Source organism: Cronobacter malonaticus LMG 23826 (assembly GCF_001277215.2).
GTDB lineage: Bacteria > Pseudomonadota > Gammaproteobacteria > Enterobacterales > Enterobacteriaceae > Cronobacter > Cronobacter malonaticus.
Map to the genome: position 1 here is coordinate 4,099,937 of NZ_CP013940.1, position 13,509 is coordinate 4,113,445.

Below are 13,509 nucleotides of genomic sequence, written 5' to 3' on the forward strand. Positions count from 1 at the left end.
GTAAAAGCGCCACATCCTGTGGCGCGTTGCCCTGCTTTTCTTAATGTCGGTTTTATTTGATAACCAGCTTCAGGTCGACCGGAATGCGGGCGCGTACTTTCTCGCCTTTCAGCACTTTATCCGCGGTCTGGACGCCGATAACGCCGATCTGCTCCGGCTGCTGCGCTACGGTCGCGCTCATCTTACCATCCTGAACGGCTTTCACGCCGTCGGCAGTGCCGTCGAAGCCAACGACCATGACGTCGGTTTTACCGGCGGTTTGCAGCGCACGCAGCGCGCCCAGCGCCATTTCGTCGTTCTGTGCGAATACTGCTTTCACATCAGGATGCGCGGTCAGCAGGTTCTGCATCACGTTCAGACCCTTGGTACGGTCAAAATCTGCCGGCTGGCTGGCCAGTACATTCAGCTTGTGCGCTTCTACCGCCTGTTTAAAGCCTTCGCCGCGCTCGCGCGCGGCAGAGGTGCCTGCGATACCCTGCAGTTCAATCACTTTCGCGCCGTCACCGGCCTGCTTCGCAATATAGTTACCGGCGATTTTACCGCCCGCGATGTTATCAGACGCGATATGGCTCACTACCTCGCCTTTCGACGCCATACGATCGAGGGTGATGACCGGGATTTTCGCCTGATTAGCCATCTTCACGGCGTTACCCACAGCGTCGGAATCGGTCGGGTTAATCAGCACCAGTTTGGTACCGCGCACGGTCAGATCCTGCACGTTCGCCAGCTCTTTCGCCGGGTTGTTCTGGGAATCCAGCACCACCAGCTCGTAACCCAGTTTTTCCGCCTCTTTCTGCGCGCCATCTTTCAGCGATACAAAGAACGGGTTGTTCAGCGTTGAAACCACCAGAGCAATCGTGTCTTTCGCCATCGCGTTGGCGCTGACGGTCGCGCTTAACGCCACGGCGGAAACCAGTGTAGCCAGCTTTTTCATATTCATAATCAGATGTCCTGTTGAGTAATGAGTTACTGCTTTTTGTTATCCACCAGCACCGCCAGCAAAATGACCACTGCTTTGACGATCATCTGGTAATAGGGAGAAACACCTAAGAGGTTCAGACTATTATTCAGGAAACCGAGGATCAGCGCGCCGATCAGCGTCCCAACAATGCGACCTTTACCGCCGGCAAGACTGGTGCCGCCGAGCACGACCGCCGCGATGGCGTCCAGCTCATAACCCGCGCCCGCCAGCGGCTGCGCCGAAGAGAGACGCGCCACTTCTATCACGCCCGCCAGCGACGCCAGCAGACCCGACAGTGAATAAACGATGATTTTGATTTTATTAACGCTAATGCCAGACAGACGCGTCGCCGCCTCGTTACCGCCCAGCGCATAGATATAGCGGCCCAGACGGGTGTGATGCAGCACATACCAGGTCACCAGGAACACCAGCGCCATGATCCACACTGGCGTCGGGACGCCCAGCGGGCGGCCAATACCGAACCAGCCAAACAGATCGGCGTTGTCATTAAACCCCGTACTGACCGGGCTGCCGTTGGTGTACTGAAGCGTCACCCCGCGCAGCAGCAGCATCATCACCAGCGTGGCGATAAACGCCTGTACGCGGCCCTTCGCCACAATCACGCCGGTCACTGCGCCGATAGCCGCGCCAAGCGCGAGGGCGGCAGCCACCGCCACCAGCGCGTTGACCTCGATGCCGACGAGCGAGGCGGCGACCGCCCCGGTTAGCGCCAGCAGGGAACCGACGGACAGATCGATACCCGAGGTAAGGATCACCAGCGTCATCCCGACCGCCATGATGGCGTTCACCGACGTCTGCTGGAGAATGTTCAGCATATTGTTAACGGTAAAGAAATTCGGGCTCAGTGTGGAGACAATCGCAATCAGCACCAGCAGGGCTATCAGCGACTTTTGCTCCATCAGCCACGCTTTTGTAAAAAAGCGACGAGTCGCAACGGTCTGGGTAGTCATACGTCTTTTACTCCTGGGTCACGCGATTGAGCTTGCCGACAGCCGCCGCCATCAGCAGTTCCTGGGTGGCCTGCTCGCGTGTGAATTCACCGCCGAGATGCCCTTCATGCATCACCATGATGCGATCGCTCATTCCCAGTACTTCCGGCATCTCAGACGAGACCAGAATGATGCTCAGCCCGTCGGCTTTGAACTGGTTAATGAGCTGATAAATCTCTTTTTTGGCACCGACGTCCACGCCGCGGGTCGGCTCGTCAAGGATTAGCACTTTCGGGCGCGTCATGAGTCCACGGGCGATCGCCACTTTCTGCTGGTTGCCGCCGGAAAGCAGCCCAATGGCCTGATCCATCGACGGCGTTTTTACATTGAAAAGCCGAATGAAATCGCCCACCGCCTGCTGCTCATCTTTATGCTTCAGGCTGCCGACGTCGCGGCTGAAATAGCGCAGCGCGGTCAGCGACATGTTCTCTTTCACCGACATGCCGAGCACCAGCCCGTCGCGTTTGCGGTCTTCGGAGATATAAACGATGCCGTTGGCAAGCCCGTCCTGCGGGGAGCGCGTCACCACCTCGCGGTTATCCAGCGTGACGCGACCGCCCGTGCGCGGCAGCGCGCCGTACAGCACTTTCATCAGTTCGGTGCGGCCCGCGCCCATCAGCCCTGACACGCCCAGGATTTCCCCCTGACGCAGCGTAAAGCTCACGCCGTTGACGCCAGGGCCGCTCAGGTTGTCGACTTTCAGGCGGATCTCGCCCGGCGCTTTGTCGAGATGCGGGTATTGATCTTCAAGCTTGCGGCCGACCATCATTTCGATCAGCGTCTCTTCGGTGAGCGAGCTGACCTCACGCTCGGCGATAAACTGGCCGTCGCGCATCACCGTCACGTCATCGCAGATCTCAAAAATCTCTTTCATGCGGTGGGAGATATAGACAATCCCGCAGCCCTGCGCTTTCAGCTCGCGGATGGCGCGGAACAGGGATTCGGTTTCGGTATCGGTCAGGGCGTCGGTGGGTTCATCCATAATAATGACGCGCGACTCAAAGCTCAGCACTTTGGCGATTTCCACCATTTGCTGATCGCCTATCGACAGCTCGCCCACCAGCCGGCGGCTGTTAAAGCGCAGGTTGAGCTTCGCCAGCAGTTTATCGGCTTCGGCGTACATCTTTTTCCAGTCGATTTTGCCGAAATGGCTGACAAACTCGCGCCCTAAAAAGATGTTTTCCGCAATCGAGAGCTGCGGGATCAGGTTCAGCTCCTGGTGAATGATACCGATACCGGCTTCCTGAGAGGCTTTCGGCCCGCTGAACGTAGTCTCCTGGCCAAGCCAGAGCAGCGAACCGGCGTCGCGGGTATAAATACCGGTCAGCACTTTCATCAGCGTGGATTTACCGGCGCCGTTTTCCCCCACCAGCGCCATCACGCGTCCGGCGTAGACATTCAGCGTCGCGCCGGAAAGCGCCTTAACGCCGGGGAAGGATTTATCAATGCCTTTGAGCTGGAGTAAAGGTTCCATGGCGGCCTCAGAACGTGACGCCGGCACAGAGAATGATATTCGCATACGGGGAACACTCCCCGCTGCGAATGACCGCCTGACTGTCTGCGGTTTTTAGTTTGAACTGTTCATGTGAAACATAGTGAACAGTGATGGTGTTCCCCTGGTGCTGCTGCAGCCGCTCGATCTGCCCGAGCAACGTTTCGTGGAGTTGCGGATTATGCTGTTTAATCTCTTCTGCGAGGATCGCCGCTTCAACCTGCATTTCTCGCGTGACGACATCAACCACCTGTAAGAATCCCGGCACGCCCTGGGTCAGCGCGAGATCGATACGTTCAGTCGTGGACGGAATCGGCAGCCCGGCGTCGCATACCACAACGGTATCCGTGTGGCCAAGACGCGAGATGACGGATGAAATGCCGGAATGAAGAACGGTGCCTTTTTTCATTTTTTGCTCCATCAGCGAAACGTTTCGCTAACAGGGAGTGTATCCGGCGGAAAGAACAATAAACAAACACCACGTTGCGAAACTGTGATCGCCATCGAAACGTTTCGCTTAAGGAAAAACTGAGAGAAAAAAGAGTGCGCGCCCATCAACAAAAAACGCCTCCCGGAGTACGGAAGGCGTTTCGCTTAAGGATTAAATCTCAACCTGTGTTCCCAACTCGATAACGCGGTTTGGCGGGATCTCAAACTGGTCTGGCGCGCGTAAGGCGTTGCGCTGTAAAAGCAGGAACAGCTTACCGCGCAGGCGTAAATACCAGGGCCGTTTATCACCGATAATGAGCGACTCGTGCGACATAAAGAAAGAGGTCTCCATCATCCGGCAGCTTAAGCCCTCAAGCCCACAGCGGTGGAAGATCTCTTCCACGTTCGGCGTTTCGCGCCAGCCGTAGCTCGCCACCACGCGCCAGAACGTCGGCGACAGCTGTTCGAGCGTCACGCGCTTCACATTATGGACGTAAGGCGCGTCTTCGGTGCGCAGCGTCAGCAGGATCACGCGCTCATGCAGCACTTTGTTGTGCTTGAGGTTATGCAGCAGGGCGAACGGAATGACGTTCAGCGCACGCGACATATACACCGCAGTGCCCGGCACGCGAACCGGCGGCGATTTCTCAAGCGAGGTGATCATCGCATCCAGCGAATTGCCGTGCTCGTGCATCCGGCGCAGCAGACGGAAGCGCTCGCTTTTCCAGGTCGTCATAATGATGAACATCACCAGACCCAGGCTTAACGGCAGCCAGCCGCCGGAGAAGAGTTTCTCCAGGTTCGCCGAGAAAAGCGGTACGTCAACGCACAGAAACGCAGTCACCATCAGGCCCACCAGAATGCGGCTCCAGTGCCAGTTTTTGCGCGCCGCGGTCGCAAACAGAATCGAGGTCAGCACCATCGTACCGGTCACCGCGATGCCGTAAGCCGCCGCGAGATTACTGGAGTGCTCAAAGCTGACGATGACGATCACCACCGCGAAGTAAAGCAGCCAGTTCACCACCGGGATATAGATCTGGCCCGATTCCATCTCCGACGTGTGAATAATGCGCATCGGCGACAGATAGCCCAGACGTACCGCCTGACGGGTGAGCGAGAAGACGCCGGAAATGACCGCCTGCGACGCGATAACCGTAGCGAGCGTCGCCAGAATCAGCATCGGGATCAGCGCCCAGTCGGGAGCTAACAGGAAGAAGGGGTTTTTGATGGCTTCAGGTGTTTTCAGCAGCAGCGCACCCTGGCCGAAGTAGTTCAGCACCAGCGACGGCAACACCACCGAGAACCACGCCACACGGATTGGCAGCTTGCCAAAATGCCCCATGTCGGCGTACAGCGCTTCAACGCCGGTGATAGACAGCACCACCGCGCCCAGCGCCGCAAAGGAAACCGCTTTATATTCCAGGAAGAAATGCACCGCCCAGGCTGGATTCAACGCCTGCAACACTTCCGGGTTGTTCATAATGCCGCGCGCGCCCAGCACCGCCAGAATCAAAAACCAGGCGAGCATAATCGGTGCGAAGAGTTTCCCCACCATGCCGGTGCCGTGCTTCTGGATCATAAACAGCAGCGTCAGTACGACGATAGAGAGCGGAACGATATACGGGTCAAGCGACGGCGCTGCGATCTCCAGACCTTCAATAGCCGACATCACCGAAATCGCAGGCGTAATTACCACCTCGCCATAAAAGAAGCTGCCGCCGATAAGCCCGAGGATCACCAGCACAGACGTCATACGTGCCGAGGTGTTGCGCCCGGCCAGCGACATCAGCGTCAGGATGCCGCCTTCGCCGGCGTTGTCGGCACGCATCACGAAGGTGAGGTACTTAAAAGAAACAACAAAAACCAACAGCCAGAAAATTAAAGAAAGAAAGCCAAAAACGGCGTCCCGCTCCACGCCAAACCCAAACTGGCCGGAAAGACACTCTCGTAATGTATAAAGCGGGCTGGTGCCGATATCACCGTACACCACCCCGATGGCCGCCAGCGTAATCGCTGGCAACGATTGCTTATTCTCAGTGCTCATAGACTAGTCTTCGTTGAAATCCCGTGTGCGCTTCGTCCCTTGGCCCACAAAAAGCGCACAGTATGCACGATTCGTTAAAAAATCGTACCCCTCAATCACCGAGTCTTTACCCAAATCAAGCCAAATAGATAATGGCATCAATCCATTATCAGCATGAATATGAAACGTCTATACTCGCACCAGAAACCAGGCGGCGTAGTCAGAATGCAGAGTAACTATTATGGCTCAACCCAATTTATTGGCGGAAAGAATTTCACGTCTCAGCGCAGCGCTGGAAAAAGGGCTGTTTGAACGCAGCCACGCCATCCGAATGTGTCTGCTGGCGGCGCTGAGCGGTGAAAGCGTATTTCTGCTTGGCCCGCCCGGTATTGCGAAAAGCCTGATAGCCCGGCGGCTTAAATTCGCGTTTCAGCACGCGCGCGCATTTGAATACCTGATGACGCGCTTCTCCACGCCGGAAGAGGTCTTCGGGCCGCTCTCCATTCAGGCGCTAAAAGATGAAGGGCGTTATGAGCGTCTGACCGCAGGGTATCTGCCGGAGGCGGAAATCGTATTTCTGGATGAGATCTGGAAAGCGGGCCCGGCGATTCTGAACACGCTGCTCACCGCCATTAACGAACGCCGCTTTCGTAACGGCGCGCATGAAGAAAAAATTCCAATGCGCCTGCTGGTGACGGCATCCAACGAACTGCCCGAAGCAGACAGTAGCCTTGAGGCGCTCTATGACCGCATGCTGATTCGCCTGTGGCTCGACCGGGTGCAGGAGAAAAACAGCTTTCGCGCCATGCTGGTGAGCCAGCAGGATGAAAACGAAAACCCGGTGCCGGCGGGTCTTCAGGTGAGCGATGAGGAATATCAGCAGTGGCAGACCGGCATCGGCAACGTCAAACTGCCGGACACCGTGTTTGAGCTGATTTTCACCCTGCGCCAGCAGCTTGATGCGCTGCCGAACGCGCCCTATGTCTCAGACCGCCGCTGGAAGAAAGCCATTCGCCTGTTGCAGGCCAGCGCCTTTTTCAGCGGGCGCGATGCCGTGGCACCTATCGATCTGATCCTGCTGAAAGATTGTCTGTGGCATGACGCCAGCGCCATGACGTTAATGCAGCAGCAAATCGCGCAGCTGATGACCTCACACGCGTGGGGCCAGTACGCGATGCTGAGCCGCCTGGGCGCTATCACCCAGCGCCGGATGCAGTTAGAACAGCAGCACAGCGATAAAACGGCGCTGCGCCTTGAGAAGCAGAGCGGCATGTTCAGCCGTCGTCCGCAATATCAGTTGCCCGCAAGCCTCACGGAGCCAACGCTGACGCTGCTGCTGCAAAAGCCGCTGAAGCTACACGATATCGACGTTATTCATGTGACGTTCGCGCGCGAAGCGCTGGAGACGTGGCTGCAAAAAGGCGGCGAGATCCGCGGCAAGCTGAACGGCATCGGCTTTGCCCAGGCGCTGGATCTGGAAGTGGACGCGAGTCAGCATCTGGTGCTGCACGACGTCAGCCTGCAGGGTACGCGCCTTTCGCTGCCGGGCGCGGCGTCTGCCAACGGCATGCCGGATGAAATCAAACAGCAGCTTGACGATCTGGATAATGAGTGGCACCAGCAACATACGCGCTTTAGCGAGCAGCAAAAATGTCTGTTCGTCGAAAGTGACTGGTTAGGACGCATCGAGGCCAGCCTTCAGGATGTGGGCGAGCAGATTAAACAGGCGCGCCAATGCTGACAGCGGATTCGCTGAACCTGATTCTGGCTATCAGCGAAGGCGAGCTGGTAGAAGAGATCGTCATTGCGCTGCTGGCGTCGCCGCAGCTGGCGGTCTTTTTCGAAAAGTTTCCCCGCCTGAAACACGCGCTGACGCAGGATATTCCGCGCTGGCGCGAACAGCTTAAAACCCGGCTTAAAGAGGCGCATGTCCCGCCAGAGCTGGAAGAAGAGGTGATCGGCTATCAGAAAAGCCAGTTGCTCTCCACCAGCCAGTTTATCGTTCAGCTGCCGCAAATCAGCGAATTGCTGCGGCGCGTTGGCTCGCCGTTTGCCGACCAGGCGCAACGGCTTATCGCCGATAACCCGCATTTTACGCCCGCCCTGCATACGCTTTTTTTACAGCGCTGGCGGCTGAGCCTCGTCGTGCAGGCGACCTCCTTTAACCAGCAGTTGCTGGAGGAAGAACGCGAGCAACTGCTGAGCGAAGTGCAGGAGCGCATGACCCTGAGCGGCCAGCTTGAGCAGGTGCTGGTGGAGAATGAAGATTCCGCTGGCCGTCTGTGGGATATGAGCGACGGCAAACTGCGGCGCGGCGATTATCAGCTTATCGTGAAATATGGCGATTTTCTCGCCGACCAGCCGGAGCTGATGCAGCTTGCCGAACAGCTCGGCCGCTCGCGCGAGGCGAAATCGGTGCCGAAAAAAGAGGCGCCGCTGGAAACGTTCCGCACGCTGGTGCGCGAGCCCGCGTCCGTGCCGGAACAGGTCGACGGTTTACAGCGCAGCGACGATATTCTGCGTCTGCTACCGCCGGAGCTGGCGACGCTTGGCATTACCGAACTGGAATATGAGTTTTACCGGCGGCTGGTGGAGAAGCAGTTGCTGACTTACCGGCTTCAGGGCGACGCGTGGCGTGAGAAAGTCATGCAACGGCCGGTGACGCGCCAGGATTATGACGAACAGCCGCGCGGGCCGTTTATCGTCTGCGTGGATACGTCCGGCTCGATGGGCGGCTTTAACGAGCAGTGCGCCAAGGCTTTTTGTCTGGCGCTGATGCGCATTGCGCTGGCCGATAACCGCCGCTGTTTTATCATGCTGTTTTCAAGTGAAGTGGTGCGTTATGAGTTGTGCGGGCGCGACGGCATCGAACAGGCGATCCGCTTTCTGAGCCAGCGCTTTCGCGGCGGCACCGATCTGGCGAGCTGTTTTCGCGCGATTGCGGAAAAGCTACAGGGCGGCGAATGGTTCGACGCCGACGCGGTGGTGGTGTCTGATTTTATCGCCCAGCGGCTGCCGGATGAGGTGGTCAATAAGGTAAAGGAGTTGCAGCGCGTTCATCAGCACCGCTTTCACGCGGTGGCGATGTCCGCGCACGGCAAGCCCGGCATCATGCGCATTTTCGATCACATCTGGCGCTTTGATACCGGGATGCGCAGCCGTCTGGTGCGTCGTTTACGCCGCTGAGTTACAGCAGCTCAGCGACGGTGGACTGCACCTGCTCCGGCCAGACGCCGCACTGCACCTGACCGATATGCGGCAGTTGCAGCAGCAGCATGGTTAGACGCGACTGCCCTATGCCGCCGCCGATCGTCTGCGGCATTTCACCGTTAAGCAGCGCCTGGTGCCACTCCAGCGCCAGACGATCCTGATCGCCGGTGAGCGCCAGCTGACGTTTAAGCGTGTCGGCATCGACACGGATCCCCATTGAGGAAATTTCAAACGCGTCTTCCAGCAGCGGGTTCCAGACGAGAATATCGCCGTTAAGCCCGGCAAAGCCGCTTTCCGTCGGCGTGGTCCAGTCATCATAATCCGGCGCGCGCACGTCGTGGCGTTTGCCATCGGCAAGTTTCCCACCAATGCCAATCAGGAAGACCGCGCCCAGCTCTTTCGCAATCGCGCGCTCGCGCCCTTTGGCGTCCAGCTCCGGGAAGCGGCGCTGCAGCGTTTCGCTGTGCACAAAATGAATGGCGTCCGGCAAGAACGGCGTCAGCCCGAAGCGCTCCGCCGCCGCCAGTTCGGTTTCCTTAATCGCTGACCAGATGCTCTCCACCGTCTGCTTCAGCGTACCGAGATGGCGTTCGCCGTCGCCCATCACCCGCTCCCAGTCCCACTGATCCACATACACCGAGTGAACCGGAGAGAGACGGTCTTCATCGGGGCGCAGCGCTTTCATATGGGTATAAAGCCCTTCGCCCGCGCTGAAATCATGCTGGCCCAGCGTTTTGCGCTTCCACTTCGCGAGCGAGTGCACCACCTCAAACTGCGCCTGCGGCAGCGTTTTGACATTGACCTGCACCGCTTTTTCACAGCCGGAAAGGTTATCCTGCGTCCCGTCGCCGACGCGGCTCAGAATCGGTGCCTGCACTTCAAGCAGACCGAGTTTCTCCTCAAGCTGTCGGGAAAAATGGGCTTTCACAAAGCTAATCTGACGCTGGCGTGTGATGTAGGCGGTTTTCATTTTTTAGGCTCCTGTCCTTCTGTTGCTTTTGATTAAGCAATAAAAAAGCCCATCAATTCAATAATCATCAATAAAAAAGGCCATGTGTCTTTTAATCCGATAATATAGACGGCATGAAACTGACGATTACTGAATAATCATAAGGAAAACGTATGGAAAATTATCAGATCGATAATCTGGACCGCGGCATTCTGGAGGCATTAATGGCGAATGCGCGTACCGCCTATGCCGAACTTGCTAAACAGTTCGGCGTCAGTCCCGGTACGATTCATGTACGCGTGGAAAAAATGAAGCAGGCAGGAATAATCACCGGTGCGCGTATCGATATCAGCCCGAAACAGCTTGGTTACGATGTCTGCTGCTTTATCGGCATCATTCTCAAGAGCGCGAAAGATTACCCAGCCGCGCTCGAAAAGCTGGAAAGCCTGGATGAAGTGACCGAGGCCTATTACACCACCGGCCACTACAGCATCTTTATTAAGGTGATGTGTCGATCGATAGACGCATTGCAGCAGGTGCTTATCAACAAGATCCAAACAATTGATGAAATTCAGTCCACCGAGACATTGATCTCGCTGCAAAACCCGATCATGCGTACCATCCGCCCCTAAAGGGATTTTTTAATACCCATATTATCCACAGGTAGATCCCAGCCCCTGCACAGCGTACAATACGCGTCGTTTACTCAAGGCGGACATCCATGACAGACATTACCCTGATCAGTGGCAGCACTCTTGGCGGCGCGGAATATGTGGCGGAACACCTGGCTGAAAAGCTGGAAGACGCCGGTTTTAGTACCGAAACGCTGCATGGCCCGCTTCTTGAAGATCTTAAGCCTGAAGGCACCTGGCTTATCGTGACGTCCACGCATGGCGCGGGCGATCTGCCGGACAATCTGCAACCTTTATATGATGAGCTTGCAGAACAGAGGCCAGATCTCAGTCAGGTTCGCTATGGCGCTATCGGTATCGGGAGCCGTGAATACGACACGTTTTGCGGGGCGATTGAAAAACTGGACGCGCTGTTAATCGAATGCGGCGCGAAACGTGTCGGCGAACCGCTTAAGATCAACATTCTCGATCATGATATTCCGGAGGATCCGGCTGAGGTGTGGCTCGGATCATGGAAAAATTTACTCTGATCGGCGAAATGATCGCCATTCAGCTGTGGATAAAAGAGCTTAAAAGCTTGGATCAACCCGTAGTTATCCAAGGTATAAGTGTTGTTCGCTTTTTGAGTTGTGTATAACCCTCATTTCTGATCCCAGCTTATACGGTCTGGGATCACCGATCATTCACAGCAAGCGATCCCGGATAACCTTTTGATCCCAAATGGGCGATCCGGGTTATCCACAAGGGATGTCGATCCTAATAAGAGATCATAATAAAACAGATCCTTTAGATAAAAGATCTTCTTTTTAATACCAACGATCCCGGCGCTTTCTCACCAGGCTAAAGTTGAGTAGAATCCACGCCCCGGGCTAGCTAACCCTCTTTCGCACAACCGCGAGGTCATACCAACATGTTTTATCCGGATCCTTTTGACGTCATTATCATTGGCGGGGGTCATGCAGGTACCGAGGCCGCAATGGCCGCTGCACGCATGGGTCAACAGACCCTGCTTTTGACACACAATATCGACACGCTTGGACAGATGTCCTGCAACCCGGCGATCGGCGGTATTGGTAAAGGACATCTGGTTAAGGAAGTGGATGCCCTCGGCGGGCTTATGGCGAAAGCGATCGACCAGGCGGGTATCCAGTTTAGGATACTAAACGCCAGCAAAGGTCCGGCCGTACGCGCTACCCGCGCTCAGGCGGATCGCGTGCTGTACAAGCAGGCCGTGCGTACTGCACTGGAGAATCAGCCGAACCTAATGATCTTCCAGCAGGCCGTTGACGATCTGATCGTCGAAAACGATCGCGTCGTGGGCGCCGTCACGCAGATGGGCCTGAAATTCCGCGCAAAAGCGGTCGTCCTGACGGTTGGTACTTTCCTCGACGGTAAAATCCATATCGGGCTGGATAACTACAGCGGCGGCCGTGCGGGCGATCCGCCTTCCGTACCGCTGGCGCGTCGCCTGCGAGAACTGCCGCTGCGCGTGAGCCGCCTGAAAACCGGAACGCCGCCGCGTATCGACGCGCGCACCATCGATTTCAGCGTGCTCGATCAGCAGCATGGCGACAACCCGATGCCGGTCTTCTCGTTTATGGGCTCGGCGGATCAGCATCCGCGTCAGGTGCCGTGCTATGTCACGCACACCAATGAGAAAACCCATGACGTGATCCGCAGTAACCTCGATCGCAGCCCGATGTACGCAGGGGTTATCGAAGGGATCGGCCCGCGCTACTGCCCTTCCATCGAAGATAAAGTGATGCGCTTCGCCGATCGCAACGCGCACCAGATCTTCCTGGAGCCGGAAGGGCTGACCAGCAACGAAATTTACCCGAACGGTATCTCCACAAGCCTGCCGTTCGATGTGCAGATGCAAATTGTCCGTTCCATGAAAGGAATGGAGAACGCGAAAATTGTCCGTCCAGGTTACGCGATTGAGTACGATTTCTTCGACCCGCGCGATCTGAAGCCGACGCTGGAAAGCAAATACATCCACGGGCTGTTCTTCGCAGGCCAGATCAACGGCACCACCGGTTACGAAGAGGCTGCCGCACAAGGCCTGCTGGCGGGCCTTAACGCGGGCCGTTACGCCGCTGAGAAAGAGGGCTGGGCGCCGGGTCGCTCTCAGGCTTATCTTGGCGTGCTGGTGGATGACCTTTGCACGCTCGGTACCAAAGAGCCGTACCGCATGTTTACCTCGCGTGCCGAATATCGCCTGATGCTGCGTGAAGACAACGCCGATTTACGCCTGACCGAAGCCGGTCGTGAAATGGGGCTGGTCGACGATGCGCGTTGGGCGCGCTTCAACGAGAAGCTGGAGAATATCGAACGCGAGCGTCAGCGCCTGAGAAGTACCTGGGTGACGCCGTCAACGGCTTCCGTCGATGAGATCAACACAATGCTCACTGCGCCGCTCTCCCGTGAAGCCAGCGGTGAAGATCTGCTGCGCCGCCCGGAAATGACCTATGCACAGTTGACCTCGCTGTCGGCTTTCGCGCCGGCGCTGGATGACGCGCAGGCGGCTGAGCAGGTTGAAATTCAGGTAAAATACGAAGGCTATATCGCTCGCCAGCAGGATGAGATCGAAAAACAGCAGCGCAACGAAAACACGCTGCTGCCAGCGACGCTGGATTATCGCCAGGTGAATGGCCTCTCCAATGAGGTGATCGCCAAGCTTAACGATCATAAACCGGCATCGATTGGCCAGGCGTCCCGTATCTCCGGGATCACGCCAGCCGCTATCTCGATTCTTCTGGTCTGGCTGAAGAAACAGGGGCTACTGCGCCGCAGTGCCTGAGTT

11 protein-coding genes are annotated in these 13,509 nt (G+C 56.8%); 5 read left to right on the plus strand and 6 right to left on the minus strand.

Features of this window, described 5'->3' with window-relative positions; genetic code table 11:
- Positions 1-52: 52 nt before the first annotated feature.
- The 5 genes from rbsB to kup form a co-directional block, all read right to left on the minus strand.
- Positions 53-940: a ribose ABC transporter substrate-binding protein RbsB gene (gene rbsB, locus AFK66_RS19185; RefSeq protein WP_007779630.1), complete on the minus strand. Its 888-nt coding sequence runs from the start codon at positions 938-940 to the stop codon at positions 53-55.
- A gap of 26 nt (positions 941-966) precedes the next feature.
- Positions 967-1,932, minus strand: coding sequence for a ribose ABC transporter permease (gene rbsC / locus AFK66_RS19190; RefSeq protein ID WP_004386188.1), 966 nt, complete (start codon positions 1,930-1,932; stop codon positions 967-969).
- Between the two features lie 7 nt (positions 1,933-1,939).
- Positions 1,940-3,445: a ribose ABC transporter ATP-binding protein RbsA gene (gene rbsA, locus AFK66_RS19195; protein WP_004386186.1), complete on the minus strand. Its 1,506-nt coding sequence runs from the start codon at positions 3,443-3,445 to the stop codon at positions 1,940-1,942.
- A gap of 7 nt (positions 3,446-3,452) precedes the next feature.
- Positions 3,453-3,872, minus strand: a complete 420-nt coding sequence (gene rbsD, locus AFK66_RS19200) for a D-ribose pyranase (protein ID WP_007779633.1) — start codon at positions 3,870-3,872, stop codon at positions 3,453-3,455.
- A gap of 192 nt (positions 3,873-4,064) precedes the next feature.
- On the minus strand, positions 4,065-5,936 hold the full coding sequence (gene kup / locus AFK66_RS19205; RefSeq protein ID WP_004386183.1) for a low affinity potassium transporter Kup: 1,872 nt from the start codon (positions 5,934-5,936) through the stop codon (positions 4,065-4,067).
- A gap of 220 nt (positions 5,937-6,156) precedes the next feature.
- Here kup and ravA point away from each other — a divergent pair, with 220 nt between their 5' ends.
- Together ravA and viaA are read left to right on the plus strand one after the other, a co-directional pair.
- Positions 6,157-7,656 (plus strand): ATPase RavA, encoded by a 1,500-nt coding sequence (ravA, locus tag AFK66_RS19210; protein ID WP_007779637.1) that lies wholly within the window; start codon positions 6,157-6,159, stop codon positions 7,654-7,656.
- Positions 7,650-9,101: an ATPase RavA stimulator ViaA gene (gene viaA / locus AFK66_RS19215; protein WP_004386180.1), complete on the plus strand. Its 1,452-nt coding sequence runs from the start codon at positions 7,650-7,652 to the stop codon at positions 9,099-9,101. The genes ravA and viaA overlap by 7 nt, the downstream gene beginning before the upstream one ends.
- A gap of 1 nt (position 9,102) precedes the next feature.
- Here viaA and asnA read toward each other — a convergent pair whose 3' ends face one another.
- On the minus strand, positions 9,103-10,095 hold the full coding sequence (gene asnA, locus AFK66_RS19220; protein WP_007703614.1) for an aspartate--ammonia ligase: 993 nt from the start codon (positions 10,093-10,095) through the stop codon (positions 9,103-9,105).
- 152 nt (positions 10,096-10,247) lie between these two features.
- Here asnA and asnC point away from each other — a divergent pair, with 152 nt between their 5' ends.
- The 3 genes from asnC to mnmG all read left to right on the plus strand — a co-directional run bounded on the left by asnC (position 10,248) and on the right by mnmG (position 13,506).
- Positions 10,248-10,706: a transcriptional regulator AsnC gene (gene asnC / locus AFK66_RS19225; protein ID WP_004386178.1), complete on the plus strand. Its 459-nt coding sequence runs from the start codon at positions 10,248-10,250 to the stop codon at positions 10,704-10,706.
- An 89-nt stretch (positions 10,707-10,795) separates the two neighbouring features.
- The gene (gene mioC / locus AFK66_RS19230) at positions 10,796-11,236 is read left to right on the plus strand and encodes an FMN-binding protein MioC (protein WP_004386176.1); all 441 of its coding nucleotides are present in this window, start codon (positions 10,796-10,798) and stop codon (positions 11,234-11,236) included.
- A gap of 380 nt (positions 11,237-11,616) precedes the next feature.
- Entirely contained in the window at positions 11,617-13,506 is a 1,890-nt protein-coding gene (gene mnmG / locus AFK66_RS19235) for a tRNA uridine-5-carboxymethylaminomethyl(34) synthesis enzyme MnmG (protein WP_007779642.1), read from the plus strand.
- The last annotated feature ends 3 nt before the right edge of the window (positions 13,507-13,509 follow it).